Source organism: Gilvibacter sp. SZ-19 (assembly GCF_002163875.1).
GTDB lineage: Bacteria > Bacteroidota > Bacteroidia > Flavobacteriales > Flavobacteriaceae > Gilvibacter.
The window spans coordinates 1,771,781-1,784,679 of record NZ_CP019333.1 but is presented as its reverse complement, the minus strand read 5'-3'; the positions used below and the strand labels follow the sequence as shown (position 1 = coordinate 1,784,679).

Sequence of the window (12,899 nt, the reverse complement as noted above, 5' to 3'; positions counted from 1 at the left end):
ATTCAGTTTAAACCTCGCAATGCAAATAGATGCAATGCGTTTATAATGTGATATTTATTTTAAAAAGCATCACGATAGGATATAGCTATCCTTTAAAAAACTGAATTATACTTTAGGGGGCTGGAATAGGGATTCCAGATATCTGGAAGCGAAGTTTACTTTATATAGGCTAAATTGCTTTCTATCTTCAAACTTTAACCAATTTGTTGTATCGGTATTTTTATTTGCAGCAAACAAAACTAAGGGGTGACAACATTGATGATGGCTATGTACAGGTGCACTCTCCTTATCAGAGTCATTGTGGTGCCTTTCATCTTTTGCTTCCTTACCAAAGTAATCCTCAATTAGATAATCGAGGAAAGAGTCACCATAAACTTTATGTTTCTGATAATGGGTTACGATGTTTGAAATTTCTTTTATGGGTCCACAAAAATCCATATCAAGACTAATTCCCTGAAAAAAGAATAATAGCGACATTGATATGGAAAAAAGTGTTTTCATAAATTTTAACAAAGATACAAATTAATCGATGCACAGGTTGTGCAAAGATTGTTCAGATGTTAGCAACAATATTTGTTTTCTTGAATTGGTGGACAAGGAACTGTTCCATAGGAGCAATAAACACAACAATCGCCTTCTTTTGGTCGTAATACTTTTTTACAATTCTCACATTCGTAAAAGAATTGACAGGACTCCGTTGGCATTTCCTCTATTTTTTTATGCCCGCAGTTTGGGCAAGTTATTTTATATCTATTTGAATTTTCATTTCCTCGTACGATTTTTACTATACAATTTTCGGGACAGAACACGAGAAAGCTATTACGTTATTTGCTGAAAGAGTTGTAAAATTTCGGTGCACTTTAAGTAATAACCTCAATAGATGAGTAAAAGAATTTCTGCACTTTTATCGTTTTTCTAGTATAGAAATAGCTTTCCCTTTATAATTAACCACATACATTGTACCATTTACAATTTCAATATCTGTTGGTTGATTGAATTTGCCCGATACAATTTGTAAAAGTTTACCATTTAAATCGTAAATCAAAACTCGGTTACCTTCAAAATCGGCAACGATAACTTGTGAATCTGTTACTTTTAAACCTGTTGCGACCTTAATGCTTTCATTCCAACCAATCATTCTTACATAATTGCCTTCAAAATCAAATACCTGAACACGATTGTTGTATGCATCAGCAACGTAGATTAAATCATCGCTCATTTCAACATCTGTTGGATAGTATAGCTCACCATCATCATGCACTTCTGTTCCTAAAATTATTACTTTATCCTCTTGTTGTAAAATGATTTGATGATTGTAAAAATCAGCAATAGCAACAGTATTTCCAAAAACAGATACTCCACCAATTCCATCAGTATTTTCTTTTAATTCGAGAGTTGAAACATTTCCGTTTTCAATAATTTTTAAGCTGTCTGATGTGTATTCGGGAACATAGATTTTACCTTCTTTAATTGCCATGTGCATGGGGCGTTGAAGACCATTAAATGCTTCAAGGATATTTCCATCCAAGTCAACTTTTACAACACGATTGTTATCGACATCCGAAAGCCAAAGGAAATTATTTTGTGAAACAATGCCTATAGGTGAAACATTCTCTAACGGAATTTCCTTGCTGAATTTCCAGCTTGTGGTTTCCTGTTTCTTTTTCTTATTTTCATGACACCCTGAAATTACAAGCAATCCAAGAAAAAAAGACATGATGTTAATTTTCATCTTTCATCTCAAAAGGATTTTCAGAAAAAACGATGCTACTTGGTGTGAATCCTGCATCAGTGACAATTTTTTCAAGCATTTTCTTTGCTGGTTTTTTGGATTTCAGCACAGTTAAATATGCTATCCCTTCTTCAACATTAATTTTAATGTTTTTAACGCCATCGGTTTCTTTTAGCTTCTTTTCCAAACCATAAGCACAAAAAGGACACGCCAATCCTTTAACTTCAACCTTTACATAAGTGAGCTCTTGCTCACTGGTTTGTGCATTTACTGCCGTACTGCTTGCCATTGAAAATAATAGTATTAAAGCTAATAATCCTATTTGCTTAAATATATTCTTCATAATCTTATTTTTTAGTTTAATAAAAATCGTGTGCCCAATAAAACCATATACTCTGTTTTATTGGTCGTTATGTTGTTTTGAACTATCGGAATCTGAAAACTGGTTTCAAACAATATTCTTCTTCCAGGGATAAATTGAAGTCCTGGCGATATAAAAAGTGTATGTATTTTTGGGTCGAAAACATAATTGCCATTGAATTCTAAATACGTATTTAGCTGTTTTTGCGGATATTTGTGTGGCAACAAAGGCACGCCAATTGAAAAATTATACAAAAAATTATCCGAAGCATTTTTGTTGGTAATGTTATATCCAAAATCAGCATAAAGTCCTTTTTTGGTTGTTAACTTCCCGATTACAAGACCAACGTAGGTTTGATAAAGTCCCGAACCAATGGCAGGAATTGATGACGTTTTTCCTGTGGGAAATGTTTGTTTAACCATTCCCAAAATTCTAAAGGTTTTGGCTTTTCCATCTTTTTTGTAAAGTTGGTATTTGGCAAATACCGTCATATCTGCAAAGCCTCCTGTTGTTTCTGCTCCTTTAGGTGTTATGAACCTGAACGGAAATATTCCGCCCACTTGAAACTTTGAAGTAATGTTATAAGGAATGCCTATTGGTTGCACATAAATAGTGGCATTTTCCTTGGATATGAGTTTACCAAAAGTCCTAATTCCATTTCCTTCCAATCCAAGCATTATAGGTGTTTCTGTTGTAATTGGTGGGCCTTGTGCAAATACTGATGTTGTGGCAAGTACACCTATTAATATTATTAGTCTACTCATTTTTATTCTTATTAATTACATATCCTTTTGATAGAATCACTTTTTTTATGTCATCGACATTTGTCTTGGTCACATCAAATTCAATTACGGAAGTACCTTTTTCATAGGATGATTTGACTTGTATTACACCATCAATTTTATTCACAGAATTATTAATGTTGGTTTCACAACCTTGACACACCATCCCTTCAATATTTAACTTTACGGATTGAATATCTGTTTGATTTACAATCACTATTTCATTTCCGTTAGTTTGATGGAATATTTGAGGATAATATGAAGCTAATGTCATTATAACCACAAACACAGCAACCACCAAACATAGATTTTTGATTTAAAAAATGATGGTTTATCAGTTTCACAGTTACCGCAATCAACTTTCTTCTTTTTATAAACTTGATAAAAAGCAAAGCCCAATGACAAGAATGCAACTGCCAACAAATAAGGTTTTAGGGCAATGAGCCAAGAGAAATATATTGAGCTTCCGCTAATACCCGCAACTCCCGTAAATAGAAGTGGTCCCCAACAGCAAAGCTTTAGGGAAACTGCTGAAAACATAGCAGTTCCCAACGATGCTTTTTTGTCCAATTTAATGATTGCCATACCTAACAGTTTCCTATTCCTGCATTGGTCAAATCATCTTTTGTAATTTGGATGTTTGTACAGCAATCTAATAGTTTTCCATTAACAGCAATCGCGGGAACTCTTTTAACTCCATATTCCTTCATTTTTGACACACAGATTTTACTTTCGCATTGCTCAGATAAGTTATGAAGTGTTATTTCGCAGTCTTTTCCTGCTGTCTCTTTTACTAAATGTACCACAGGCTCGCAAACTGTACAACCTGCTGTAAAAATTTCGATTTGTCGTTTCATCTTATTAAAAGTTTAAATTAATAATAGAACAAAGATGAGAACGGAAGGTAGGGGGTAAACAAATCTTTTTCAGACTTTTTTTTTGTTGTAGTCTTTTAACCTGTTTTCAATGGTTTGTATTTCTTTCAATTTATCTGTCAAGTCGGACAATTCCAAGTTGGGGAATTCACGTTTTAGGTAATCAATTTTATCTTCATTGCCACAGTTTCCGGGGCAAGAGTCAACTGCATTTACGATTCCAATTGCGAGTGCTTTGCGATACACTTCGTCTAACAGTAAATAATGTGCTTTTTGGATTCCTTTATCAATGGACTTGAATTGAATGTTTATTTGTTCAGGGTCTTTGCCTTCATCGAGCATTTTTACGATTCCATTTATCTGCCGCTTAATGTTTTAAGTCTTGTTTTAATATCTAAAATTAAATCGGATGGTAATTTATGTGACTCTTTTTTCATACCAAATTTTTTAACTCGCACAGCAACTCAATTTAGAAACATCTTTTCCAAAGGTAATTGCCGCTAATTTGATTCCTTCACTTAAAGTTAAGTAGGGATAAAAACTTTCAGCCAAATCTTTTACAGTAATACCAAACTTAATAGCTATACTTAATTGCTGTATAAGTTCACCACCTTCAGGTGCTATGACTCTTGCACCTATTAATTTATCAGTTTCGGTATTACGAATTAACTTTATAAATCCTCTAATATCCTGGGCAGCCAATGCCCTTGGAACGTGAATTAATTCTAGTTTAGATACTTCAAAAGGTATGCCTTTTTTTTCTGCTTCTACCTCATCTATTCCCGCTCCTGCAATTTGCGGGTCAGTAAATACTACCCAAGGTAACGATGTATAATCTACACTATTTTTTAATAGTGAAAAGGCATTATTTACTGCAGTACTGCCTTCGGTTGCTGCGGTATAAACAAACGCAGGTGTATTGGTTACATCACCTGCTGCGTAAATATTGGAAATATTCGTTTCCATTTTTGCATTAACCATAATGTGACCTCTTTCTGTTAGTTTTAAATCCAGATTTTCTAAACCTAATTTTGAAGTGTTTGGTTTTGTTCCTGTCGCAACAACAATATGTCCTTTTTCAATTAATTGTGTAGTTGAGCCATCAGGACAAGTACACTGAATAATTATATCGGCTCCTGATTTTTCAAATTTTAAGGCTCTGAAATTTGGAAGAATTTCTATACCTTCCTTTTTATATTGCTGGACTAAAACATCTGTTATATCACTTGTTTGACTTCTTAAAGGTCTGTCCGTAAATTCAATAATTCTAACTTTTACCCCGAATCGGCTGTAAGCTTGAGCAATTTCCAAGCCAATATAACCTGCCCCCATAATAGTAAGGCTTTCAGGTTTTTCTTTTAAGTCGAACAATGATACATTGGTTAAGTAGCCAACGTCATTTAAACCTTCAATATTTGGAATGTTTGTAGTAGCTCCAGTTGCTATAACAATGTTAGTAGCTGTATATGTATCCTGGTCATCAACAATAATAGTATTCTTATTTACAAATTGAGCCCATCCCTTTAGCATTGTTAGATTTTCAAAATCGCTTACAACATCAATATATTTTTGCTGTTGTAATGCAGTAACCAATGCTTTTTTGTCTTTTATAACTTGTGCAAAATCAATATTGACTCCTTTTGGTTTAATCCCTTTAAAATTTGAATGTGTAGCGTGATATGCGGTTTCGGCAGCCCTAATCAAATTTTTGGAAGGGACACAACCAACATTTACACAAGTGCCTCCAAAATCCAACCCGCCATTTATCATTAGTGTTTTAAGTCCTAAACCTTCGGCTTTTATCGCTGCTGAAAACGCTGCAGAACCACCTCCAATGATAATTAAATCGTAATCGTTTTTATCGTTGAAACTATCTTTCATAGTAGTATTCTCCGAATTTGAAACAGTAGTGGTTTTCTTTTCAACTTTATTAAGGACAGAATAATCGCCAATGGCATTTACGGCATTGATTAATTCTTTTTTACCCATTTTATTAGTATCAATAGTAAATTCTCCTATTCCCGTTTCGTGATTTACAGCACTGCTTATAACGCCACCTTTTGCGTTCATATCTTTTTCGATATGTGATGAGCATCCACTACAGGTCATTCCGTTGATTTTCAATATTACGGTTTCTTTATTTACTGACATAGCTTGATTTTTATTAAGGCTCTAGACTAGTAGACTTATATTTTTCATTGATAGATTCGTATATTTTAAATGTGGAAGTTTAATAAATCAGGCTTTCCCTTCAATATTTTCTTTTACAACTTTTACTTTATAACCTTTCTTTTCGATAACCTTTTTTAAGGCCTCAATGCTGGTTTTTGTGTCATCAAACTCAATAATGGCTATATCACCAGGATATTTAACTGAATGTTCGATTATCCCATTAGCTTCTTTAAGTGCCTTATAAATAGTATTGGAACACCCTGCACAAGTAATACCAGTGATTTTAAATTTAACTATTTTCACTGTTTGTTGATTATTGTTTATTGTGACCTTTTTATCGCTTTTTGAAGTTGGGCAACATTGAGCATTTAGCTGAAATGAAATTAATGACAATACAAGAATTGGTAGAACTAATAATTTATTCATAACTATTTATTTTCTTTATGAATTACTTTATAACCTGTGGCGTTAATTGCTTTCTCGATTTCCGTTTCATTAGTTTTTGTTTTGTCAAACTCAACGATTGCATTTCCGTTTTCGTAGGATGCTTTTGAACGTACAATTCCATTGAGTTTGTTTATTTCGTGGTTTACGTGTTCTTCACAACCCGTGCAGGTCATTCCGCTGATTTTATATTCAGTGGTTTTAATGTCTGATTTGTCAACTACGATTATTTGCTTTTCTGTACTTGGATAAAAAATCCCTGAATAGTATGGGAAAGCCAACATTATTATAGCAAGTAGAGTTACTATTCCTAAAAAGGTTTTTGATTGAATAAATTTAGGCCTTCCTGCCTTGCTGGCAGGCAGGTCATCTGTCTCACATTCACAGTCAATTTCTTTTTGGGGTTTTAGTTTTTGATACCAAGCAAAACCAAGCACCAAAATCGTTAGCCCTACTAAATAAGGTCTGAGAGGTTCTATCCAAGAGAAAGTTGAGGCAATTCCGCTTGTGCCAGCAATCAATGCCAAAACTGGGGTTATGCAGCATATTGATGCCGCTATTGCTGAAATTATTCCAGTGTACGCTACTGTATTTGATGATTTTTCCATATTCATTCTATGCTACTTTTTTGTTTTCTTTAAGCCTGCCGAAAATTCCTTCCAATACCTCGCTTGAATCTTTGACCAAAGAGTAATACAACGTTTGACCATCTCGTCTCGAAGAAATTAATCCGGCATCCTTCATCTTTCGAATGTGTTGTGAAATTGCTGGGACACTCATTTGCAGTATATCTGAAAAATCACAAGGACAAAGCTCACCTTCCTCGTTTAGCAGGAAAAGTATCTTCAGTCTGGTCTCATTACCTGCCAGGGCCAGTACCTTGCCAACACTATTGATTAATTCTGAGGTTGTATTCAAAATGTTACGACAACGCATCAACTGCTTTTGGTCTGCCTCGGCACGGGTGCAACTTAATTCAAGAGCCATAATTAAAATTTTAGCAAATTTATACTTATATTATTATTTAAGCAAATGCTTAAATAAAAAAACTAACAAATCATTCAAATTAACTATAACTTAAAATCTCAAATGTTATATTCTAAAAGTAAATGTAGTTTTTGGGAAATATTCAATCTACCATTCTCGTTAAGAATCTTTTGCAGGCTAGCAATCAATTTTTTTGAATCTATCAACCTCTAAAAGAAAAAAGATTTTCAACCTCTAAAGCCTTTCCCTAATTGGAAAGATTATTTAAGGTAAATCCTTTTTCTTTTAATCGATGATGTATACTTATATTTTTTAATCGTTTAGATTTTTTGTTTCCTCGGTAAGCGAACCTTCAAATGTGGGAATTGGGCGATTCTTTCTCTCCTCTTCTGTTTCCACTATTCCATTTTCCTTTATGTCATTGATTAACCATTGCATTTCCATTATTTCCCTACGTTGCGCCTTGATGATTTCATCGGCAAGTTTCCTTACCCTGACATCTTTTATTTTAGAACGTTCGCTAGTTAAAATAGCTATAGAGTGATGGGGTATCATTCCTTCCATATAGTCAACACCAGTAACTGTTATTTGACTTCGAACTAGCCAAATCCCCCCTGCAATCAATAAAACCCCTAGACTCAAAATCATAATATTCTTGTTTCTCTCTTTGTACATATTTAACATATACAGAAGCATAATAATGACCATCGACCCACCCATAATCAGGGTCATAAAAAAACGGGTCTCACTGTACCAGAAATGGTCAATAATCTGATACGAGTGTGTGTACATCAAAAAGAACATCGCAACCATTGAGGTGCCAATCATTGCGAAAAATTTTAAATAATTATTTGGCTTTTTTTCGTTGTTTTCCATAGTTTATCTTTAAATTTTTTTAATTGGTTAAACCAATTAAAATTAAGATTTATAGAAAACAAGTATGAACTACAATGGATAATATTTTAACTCATTTAAAATACTAGTCGATTATATGACATAACAGTGGCATTGAACTCTCAATATCCTAAAATTCATCAAGCGATTTTCTGTTCTTATCTCTATTATTTTTAAACTGTGTAGGCGTCATTCCCGTTACTTTCTTGAATTGGTTACTCAAATAAGCAACGCTGCTATAATTTAATTGAAAAGCTATTTCACTTAAGGTTAACTCGTCATAAACGATGAGTTCTTTAACACGCTCAATTTTTTGGTTAATGATAAACTGTTCAAAAGTGATACTCTCTACTGATGAAAAAAGTGAGCTTAAATATTTATAGTCCAGGCGCAATTTTTCACTAATAAAGTCTGTCCATTTAATGTTCAAATCTTCTGATGAGTAATAAATTTTGTCTACCACCAAGGTTTTCATCTGTTCTATAAGCTGACTTCTACGGTCGTTGATTAAACTGAATCCAATATCTTGAAGTGCTTTGGAAAACTTGTTTTTATTTTCCACGCTTAAAGATTTTGTTAATTCAACTTCTCCCAATTTTATTGAGCTATATGGTATCTTCAGTTCTTGCAAAATATTAGATACCGCAGAGATACATCGCGGACATACCATATTTTTTATGTGAACTTTATAACTCATTTTTTTTAAAACAACTTTATCCCAGCTTTTGAAAGTGAATAGAAATACGCTGCAATAGCGGCTATAATAAATATGATGATTAGGGCCAATATTCCAATAATTCTATCTTTTTTAGTGATATTGTTCTTAGTTCGGCGCTTATTTCTTTCAGCTTTTCTCCTATTTCTTCTACTCTCACTCATCATCGCTCTTCTTACCATTGCATATATTTCTTTATGGAACTCTTATTTAAGGCTGACCTATTCTAAAGTCTCCCTTACTTCACCACATTTTAGCATTGCTTCTCCGTAATACGGATTACGAATTTCTTCTTCGAGACTTAACCAAAAGGCACCTTTATTGTTATCTGCCATAGGGCAAAAATCACGGTATACTTTTTGGTTAACTCCAAAAAGCTTTATACCACTTGTTATATGAGCAGAAAGATGCTTAAAATGACCTCTTTGTGTGGCTATATCTGAATTATTTTCAATGGCATTTGCAGAGTTTTTCAGTTCTTTTTGAATCGTCATCCAATGGTTATGTGCTTCCTCATTAGTCAATAATTTCATATCTACCTTTGCTAGATTCTGACCTATTTTTTTTGCTGCAGTCTGTGCTTCTGTGGCATTGTCATTAACAAGGGCATCCTTTAGAAGAATATAGTCTTCAAAAACCCTTTTTAATTGATTTTGAAATTTGCTGGCAACTTCTATTCTTTTGTTCATCTCTGAATGACTTGTGTTGTTCATTTTATCTCCCGAACCATCATTTTGCATCCCCAAGTGCCCTTCGTGTCCTGTCATTGTTTTGCCCCCTTCAGTATTCATCATAGATTTCTTTCCTTGCAATTGAGCAGCAGCGTCAACCGTAAACGTTCCGTTTGTTACGATTTCATCACCATTTTGCAATCCTTCGATAATGGTATAGGTGTCTCCACTAGCATTACCAAGTAATACCTCACGCATTTCAAAAACTGGCTCATTAGGGTTAGTCTTAACGTAAACCACAGAACGTTCTCCTGTCCACATTACTGCACTTGCTGGTACATTGATGGCTTCGTTCATCTGCATTTCAGCTCCTTCAACCTTTCCTTCTACAAACATCCCTGGTTTAAATTTGTCTTTTCTATTATTTAATACAGCACGAACAACTATGGTTCTTGTAGCTGAATTAAGAATTGGGTCTATAAATGAAATTTTAGCATCAAACTCTTGATTTGGATATGCGTTAGTGACAATTTTTATACTTTGACCTTCTTTTAGTGAAGCTATTTGGTTTTCATACGCATCGAACTCTGCCCAAACAGTATTTAAATTTGCTATTTTGTAAAGCGGTTGACCCAGTTTTACATAATCACCTTCTTCCACCATTTTATGGGTAACAGTTCCTGAAACAGTGGCATATACAGGAAAGTATTCCTGCACTTTTCCTGCCTGCTCAATAGCATTAATTTGCTTTTCTGAAAGTTTCCATAATTTGAGTTTGTTTCGGACAGCCGAATATAGTTCAGGTTGAGATTCCTTTAGGGAAGCAGCTGTTAAGAGTTCTTGCTGGGCGGACACCAATTCTGGCGAATAAATAGTGGCCAAACGCTGCCCTTTACCAACTCTTTCTCCTGTAGAGTTCACATAAAGCTTTTCAATCCTACCTGCAAAATAAGTTACTTGAACAGCATTGGACTCTTCATTTTCCCTTATTTTTCCCGATAGTTTAAGTGTACCTGCTTCAATGGCTCCTGACCCTACTACTGTTGTTTGAATATTAGCTAATGCCATTGCGTTTTCAGTCATTTTAAACTGGTCTGCCAATAATCCATCGGCACCTGTTTCCGCAGGTATTAAATCCATACCACATATAGGGCAATCACCCGGTTCGGGTTGCATTATCTGTGGGTGCATTGAGCAGGTCCACATTTGACCTGATGCAATTTCCTCTGAATGATTGTGGTCGTCTTTAACCTTGTTTGTTGCAGTATCAGCAGAACCTCCACCAAATATTAGATAGCCACCTAGTAGGCCAACAATTAATGCAACACCTATGTATATGATGTTTTTATTCATAATATTATTTATTTTTCTTTTTTATTATCTTTCTGATTGTAGGTGATGATGTATACCATAGTAAAAACCCACTCAATACTGTTATTAATCCCAATAATGAGAATGCCCTTAAAACGGTGGTGTTAAAATTATCTCGACCTTCATAATCCATTGTATGTGTCATCCATAGAAAATCGAACCAACGCCAACGGCGATGCCTAACAGTTTGGAATTTCCCATCATTTACTGACACATAGGCTTTTAAAGCTTCATTATCTGCATAGGATATCACATAAGCCGGCAATAGCCTTTCTCGATACTCGTGCTGTTTGCCTACTTCTGTGATACGCTCCACATTAATAATTTCTAATTCTTTCTTCATATACTGTTTTGCTACATAAACTGCCTCGTCTTTGCTTATTTCTGATTTTAGTTCTCCATTTAAGGCATTGAAAAGCTGTTGTTCATTTATCCAGTAATAGGGTATTTTATTTATATCTCTTAGTTCTATTGTGCGTATGCCTTTTGGCACGTCTAATTGAGCAGGACTTAAAAGGTTTTGAAATGCCTTTGGCTGATACTGTAAATTCTTAAACTGGTCACCGTGTATATCATCTATATCGGTCCAACTAAAATATAAACCACTGATAGTCCACATTAGGAATTGAATCCCGATAAAAAGACCTAAATATCTATGTGCCTTTCTAATTTTTAGTGCTGTTTTTCTACCTACCATTAACAACTACTTTTTGTTTCTTGATGAAGAATGTGTTTTAATAATTTTCCATTGGCCATCTATTTTCTTTAGAATTGAGGTTGCTACTCCTTTTTTCTTAATAGTTCGGGACTTACCTGTTTCGTCTGGATTTAATACGATGGTGTAAACATAGCTTTCTGTAGTAAATGCATATGGCGCATCTACTTGCACATCAATTTCGTAATCTGAGAATACAAAACTTTTAAAGTGCCCTAATTCTGGTCCCAAATGATGTTCTATATAGTGAGTATAGCTCCCTTCTACACCTCCAGATTCATATACCTCAGAATCTTTAGCAAACAACTCGAATGTGCCTTCAGTTGTAAGATTCTGTAATGCATCTTTGTATGATTTCATTACTTCGATAACATCTTGCTTATCTATTGTATCCTCACTATTCTGTGCATTTGTAAAATTGACTGTTGTAATGAGAACAGTCATTAGTGTAATTAATTTAAGTACTTTCATAATTATAGTTATTAAACGGGTTATTTGTCAACGTGTATTCTATTAATATTGGCAATACCAAAAACCAAAACAAAAAAGCTCAAGAAAACTTCCATAATTACCAAGAGTTTACCAGAAATAGTTAAAGGCACTATATCACCAAAGCCAACGGATGAAAAAGTGATTAGACTGAAATATGTAAATTCAAAAAATTCTAGAAGGAATGAACCATTAATTGATGTTGCTGACTTAAAATTTTCTGAATTCAATACGTACAATGCTAAATAATCTGCTGAAAATGATAGGATTATCAAAACAATTAACACTGCAAATAATGTTAGAACGTGTGTAAGCTGATGGCTTTCTCCTATTATTTTACTTAACTGTAGAAAAGTGAGCCTAACAATAAAAATCGTTTTGACAAAGGCCAACCCAACTACCAACACTGGTAGAAACAAGCTGTCGGGGTTTTCATTAACCCATAATACATAGCTTAATGACAAAACAACAACTACGCTTGTGGTGAACAATACTTTTTTAAAGAGCTGCTCATAAAAACTAGTACTTTCAGGTGTTTTTGCCATATCTTCCTTATTCACTTTTATTAATCCTTTAATCAAATAATTGAAGTACTAATGCACCACCATTTATTATTAACAGTATTACATAGATTAAATAGTTGAACCATTTTTTAATAATAGATTTTTCTGCTTTTTGATGGCATCCGTCT

Annotated in this window: 19 protein-coding genes; all 19 read right to left on the bottom strand. The window is 34.1% G+C overall.

Annotated elements, in window-relative coordinates; all coding sequences use genetic code 11:
- Positions 1-105: 105 nt before the first annotated feature.
- On the bottom strand, positions 106-501 hold the full coding sequence (locus tag BTO09_RS08315) for a hypothetical protein (RefSeq protein WP_232454934.1): 396 nt from the start codon (positions 499-501) through the stop codon (positions 106-108).
- A 59-nt stretch (positions 502-560) separates the two neighbouring features.
- On the bottom strand, positions 561-779 hold the full coding sequence (locus tag BTO09_RS14580; protein ID WP_232455010.1) for a GDCCVxC domain-containing (seleno)protein: 219 nt from the start codon (positions 777-779) through the stop codon (positions 561-563).
- 125 nt (positions 780-904) lie between these two features.
- Positions 905-1,732: a 6-bladed beta-propeller gene (locus tag BTO09_RS08305; RefSeq protein WP_087524329.1), complete on the bottom strand. Its 828-nt coding sequence runs from the start codon at positions 1,730-1,732 to the stop codon at positions 905-907.
- Positions 1,722-2,075 carry a heavy-metal-associated domain-containing protein gene (locus BTO09_RS08300; RefSeq protein ID WP_198356475.1) on the bottom strand — a complete coding sequence of 118 codons (354 nt, stop codon included), beginning with the start codon at positions 2,073-2,075 and terminating at the stop codon, positions 1,722-1,724. The genes BTO09_RS08305 and BTO09_RS08300 overlap by 11 nt, the downstream gene beginning before the upstream one ends.
- Positions 2,076-2,086: 11 nt before the next feature.
- A complete protein-coding gene (locus BTO09_RS08295) occupies positions 2,087-2,857 on the bottom strand; it encodes a transporter (protein ID WP_157663469.1) in 771 nt (256 codons plus the stop codon).
- Positions 2,850-3,173: a heavy-metal-associated domain-containing protein gene (locus BTO09_RS14575; RefSeq protein WP_232455009.1), complete on the bottom strand. Its 324-nt coding sequence runs from the start codon at positions 3,171-3,173 to the stop codon at positions 2,850-2,852. Before BTO09_RS14575 ends, BTO09_RS08295 begins: the two co-directional genes overlap by 8 nt.
- Positions 3,149-3,460, bottom strand: a complete 312-nt coding sequence (locus tag BTO09_RS14570) for a hypothetical protein (RefSeq protein WP_232454933.1) — start codon at positions 3,458-3,460, stop codon at positions 3,149-3,151. Before BTO09_RS14570 ends, BTO09_RS14575 begins: the two co-directional genes overlap by 25 nt.
- Before the next feature lie 2 nt (positions 3,461-3,462).
- A complete protein-coding gene (locus BTO09_RS08285; protein WP_087524326.1) occupies positions 3,463-3,732 on the bottom strand; it encodes a thioredoxin family protein in 270 nt (89 codons plus the stop codon).
- A gap of 69 nt (positions 3,733-3,801) precedes the next feature.
- Entirely contained in the window at positions 3,802-4,092 is a 291-nt protein-coding gene (locus BTO09_RS08280) for a metal-sensitive transcriptional regulator (RefSeq protein WP_232454932.1), read from the bottom strand.
- Positions 4,093-4,197: 105 nt separating this feature from the next.
- A complete protein-coding gene (merA, locus tag BTO09_RS08275; protein ID WP_087524325.1) occupies positions 4,198-5,901 on the bottom strand; it encodes a mercury(II) reductase in 1,704 nt (567 codons plus the stop codon).
- 87 nt (positions 5,902-5,988) lie between these two features.
- Entirely contained in the window at positions 5,989-6,348 is a 360-nt protein-coding gene (locus tag BTO09_RS08270) for a heavy-metal-associated domain-containing protein (protein WP_087524324.1), read from the bottom strand.
- A gap of 2 nt (positions 6,349-6,350) precedes the next feature.
- On the bottom strand, positions 6,351-6,974 hold the full coding sequence (gene merTP, locus BTO09_RS08265) for a mercuric transport protein MerTP (RefSeq protein ID WP_087525522.1): 624 nt from the start codon (positions 6,972-6,974) through the stop codon (positions 6,351-6,353).
- A 7-nt stretch (positions 6,975-6,981) separates the two neighbouring features.
- Positions 6,982-7,353, bottom strand: a complete 372-nt coding sequence (locus tag BTO09_RS08260) for a metalloregulator ArsR/SmtB family transcription factor (RefSeq protein WP_087524323.1) — start codon at positions 7,351-7,353, stop codon at positions 6,982-6,984.
- Between the two features lie 312 nt (positions 7,354-7,665).
- Positions 7,666-8,229, bottom strand: a complete 564-nt coding sequence (locus tag BTO09_RS08255) for a DUF305 domain-containing protein (RefSeq protein ID WP_087524322.1) — start codon at positions 8,227-8,229, stop codon at positions 7,666-7,668.
- 148 nt (positions 8,230-8,377) lie between these two features.
- On the bottom strand, positions 8,378-8,944 hold the full coding sequence (locus BTO09_RS08250) for an AraC family transcriptional regulator (protein WP_087524321.1): 567 nt from the start codon (positions 8,942-8,944) through the stop codon (positions 8,378-8,380).
- A gap of 239 nt (positions 8,945-9,183) precedes the next feature.
- Positions 9,184-10,986 (bottom strand): efflux RND transporter periplasmic adaptor subunit, encoded by a 1,803-nt coding sequence (locus BTO09_RS08240; protein ID WP_087524319.1) that lies wholly within the window; start codon positions 10,984-10,986, stop codon positions 9,184-9,186.
- 4 nt (positions 10,987-10,990) lie between these two features.
- Entirely contained in the window at positions 10,991-11,701 is a 711-nt protein-coding gene (locus BTO09_RS08235) for a PepSY domain-containing protein (protein ID WP_087524318.1), read from the bottom strand.
- A 6-nt stretch (positions 11,702-11,707) separates the two neighbouring features.
- On the bottom strand, positions 11,708-12,190 hold the full coding sequence (locus BTO09_RS08230; protein WP_087524317.1) for a DUF4440 domain-containing protein: 483 nt from the start codon (positions 12,188-12,190) through the stop codon (positions 11,708-11,710).
- A gap of 20 nt (positions 12,191-12,210) precedes the next feature.
- Positions 12,211-12,768: a potassium channel family protein gene (locus BTO09_RS08225; RefSeq protein ID WP_232454931.1), complete on the bottom strand. Its 558-nt coding sequence runs from the start codon at positions 12,766-12,768 to the stop codon at positions 12,211-12,213.
- Between the last annotated feature and the right edge of the window lie 131 nt (positions 12,769-12,899).

Bases quoted from the DNA above. Each gene is read 5' to 3' on its own strand.
- BTO09_RS08315 (WP_232454934.1), bottom strand. From the start codon at position 501: ATGAAAACACTTTTTTCCATATCAATGTCGCTATTATTCTTTTTTCAG.
- BTO09_RS08305 (WP_087524329.1), bottom strand. From the start codon at position 1,732: ATGAAAATTAACATCATGTCTTTTTTTCTTGGATTGCTTGTAATTTCA.
- BTO09_RS08300 (WP_198356475.1), bottom strand. From the start codon at position 2,075: ATGAAGAATATATTTAAGCAAATAGGATTATTAGCTTTAATACTATTA.
- BTO09_RS08295 (WP_157663469.1), bottom strand. From the start codon at position 2,857: ATGAGTAGACTAATAATATTAATAGGTGTACTTGCCACAACATCAGTA.
- BTO09_RS14570 (WP_232454933.1), bottom strand. From the start codon at position 3,460: ATGGCAATCATTAAATTGGACAAAAAAGCATCGTTGGGAACTGCTATG.
- BTO09_RS08285 (WP_087524326.1), bottom strand. From the start codon at position 3,732: ATGAAACGACAAATCGAAATTTTTACAGCAGGTTGTACAGTTTGCGAG.
- BTO09_RS08280 (WP_232454932.1), bottom strand. From the start codon at position 4,092: ATGCTCGATGAAGGCAAAGACCCTGAACAAATAAACATTCAATTCAAG.
- merA (WP_087524325.1), bottom strand. From the start codon at position 5,901: ATGTCAGTAAATAAAGAAACCGTAATATTGAAAATCAACGGAATGACC.
- BTO09_RS08270 (WP_087524324.1), bottom strand. From the start codon at position 6,348: ATGAATAAATTATTAGTTCTACCAATTCTTGTATTGTCATTAATTTCA.
- merTP (WP_087525522.1), bottom strand. From the start codon at position 6,974: ATGGAAAAATCATCAAATACAGTAGCGTACACTGGAATAATTTCAGCA.
- BTO09_RS08260 (WP_087524323.1), bottom strand. From the start codon at position 7,353: ATGGCTCTTGAATTAAGTTGCACCCGTGCCGAGGCAGACCAAAAGCAG.
- BTO09_RS08255 (WP_087524322.1), bottom strand. From the start codon at position 8,229: ATGGAAAACAACGAAAAAAAGCCAAATAATTATTTAAAATTTTTCGCA.
- BTO09_RS08250 (WP_087524321.1), bottom strand. From the start codon at position 8,944: ATGAGTTATAAAGTTCACATAAAAAATATGGTATGTCCGCGATGTATC.
- BTO09_RS08240 (WP_087524319.1), bottom strand. From the start codon at position 10,986: ATGAATAAAAACATCATATACATAGGTGTTGCATTAATTGTTGGCCTA.
- BTO09_RS08235 (WP_087524318.1), bottom strand. From the start codon at position 11,701: ATGGTAGGTAGAAAAACAGCACTAAAAATTAGAAAGGCACATAGATAT.
- BTO09_RS08230 (WP_087524317.1), bottom strand. From the start codon at position 12,190: ATGAAAGTACTTAAATTAATTACACTAATGACTGTTCTCATTACAACA.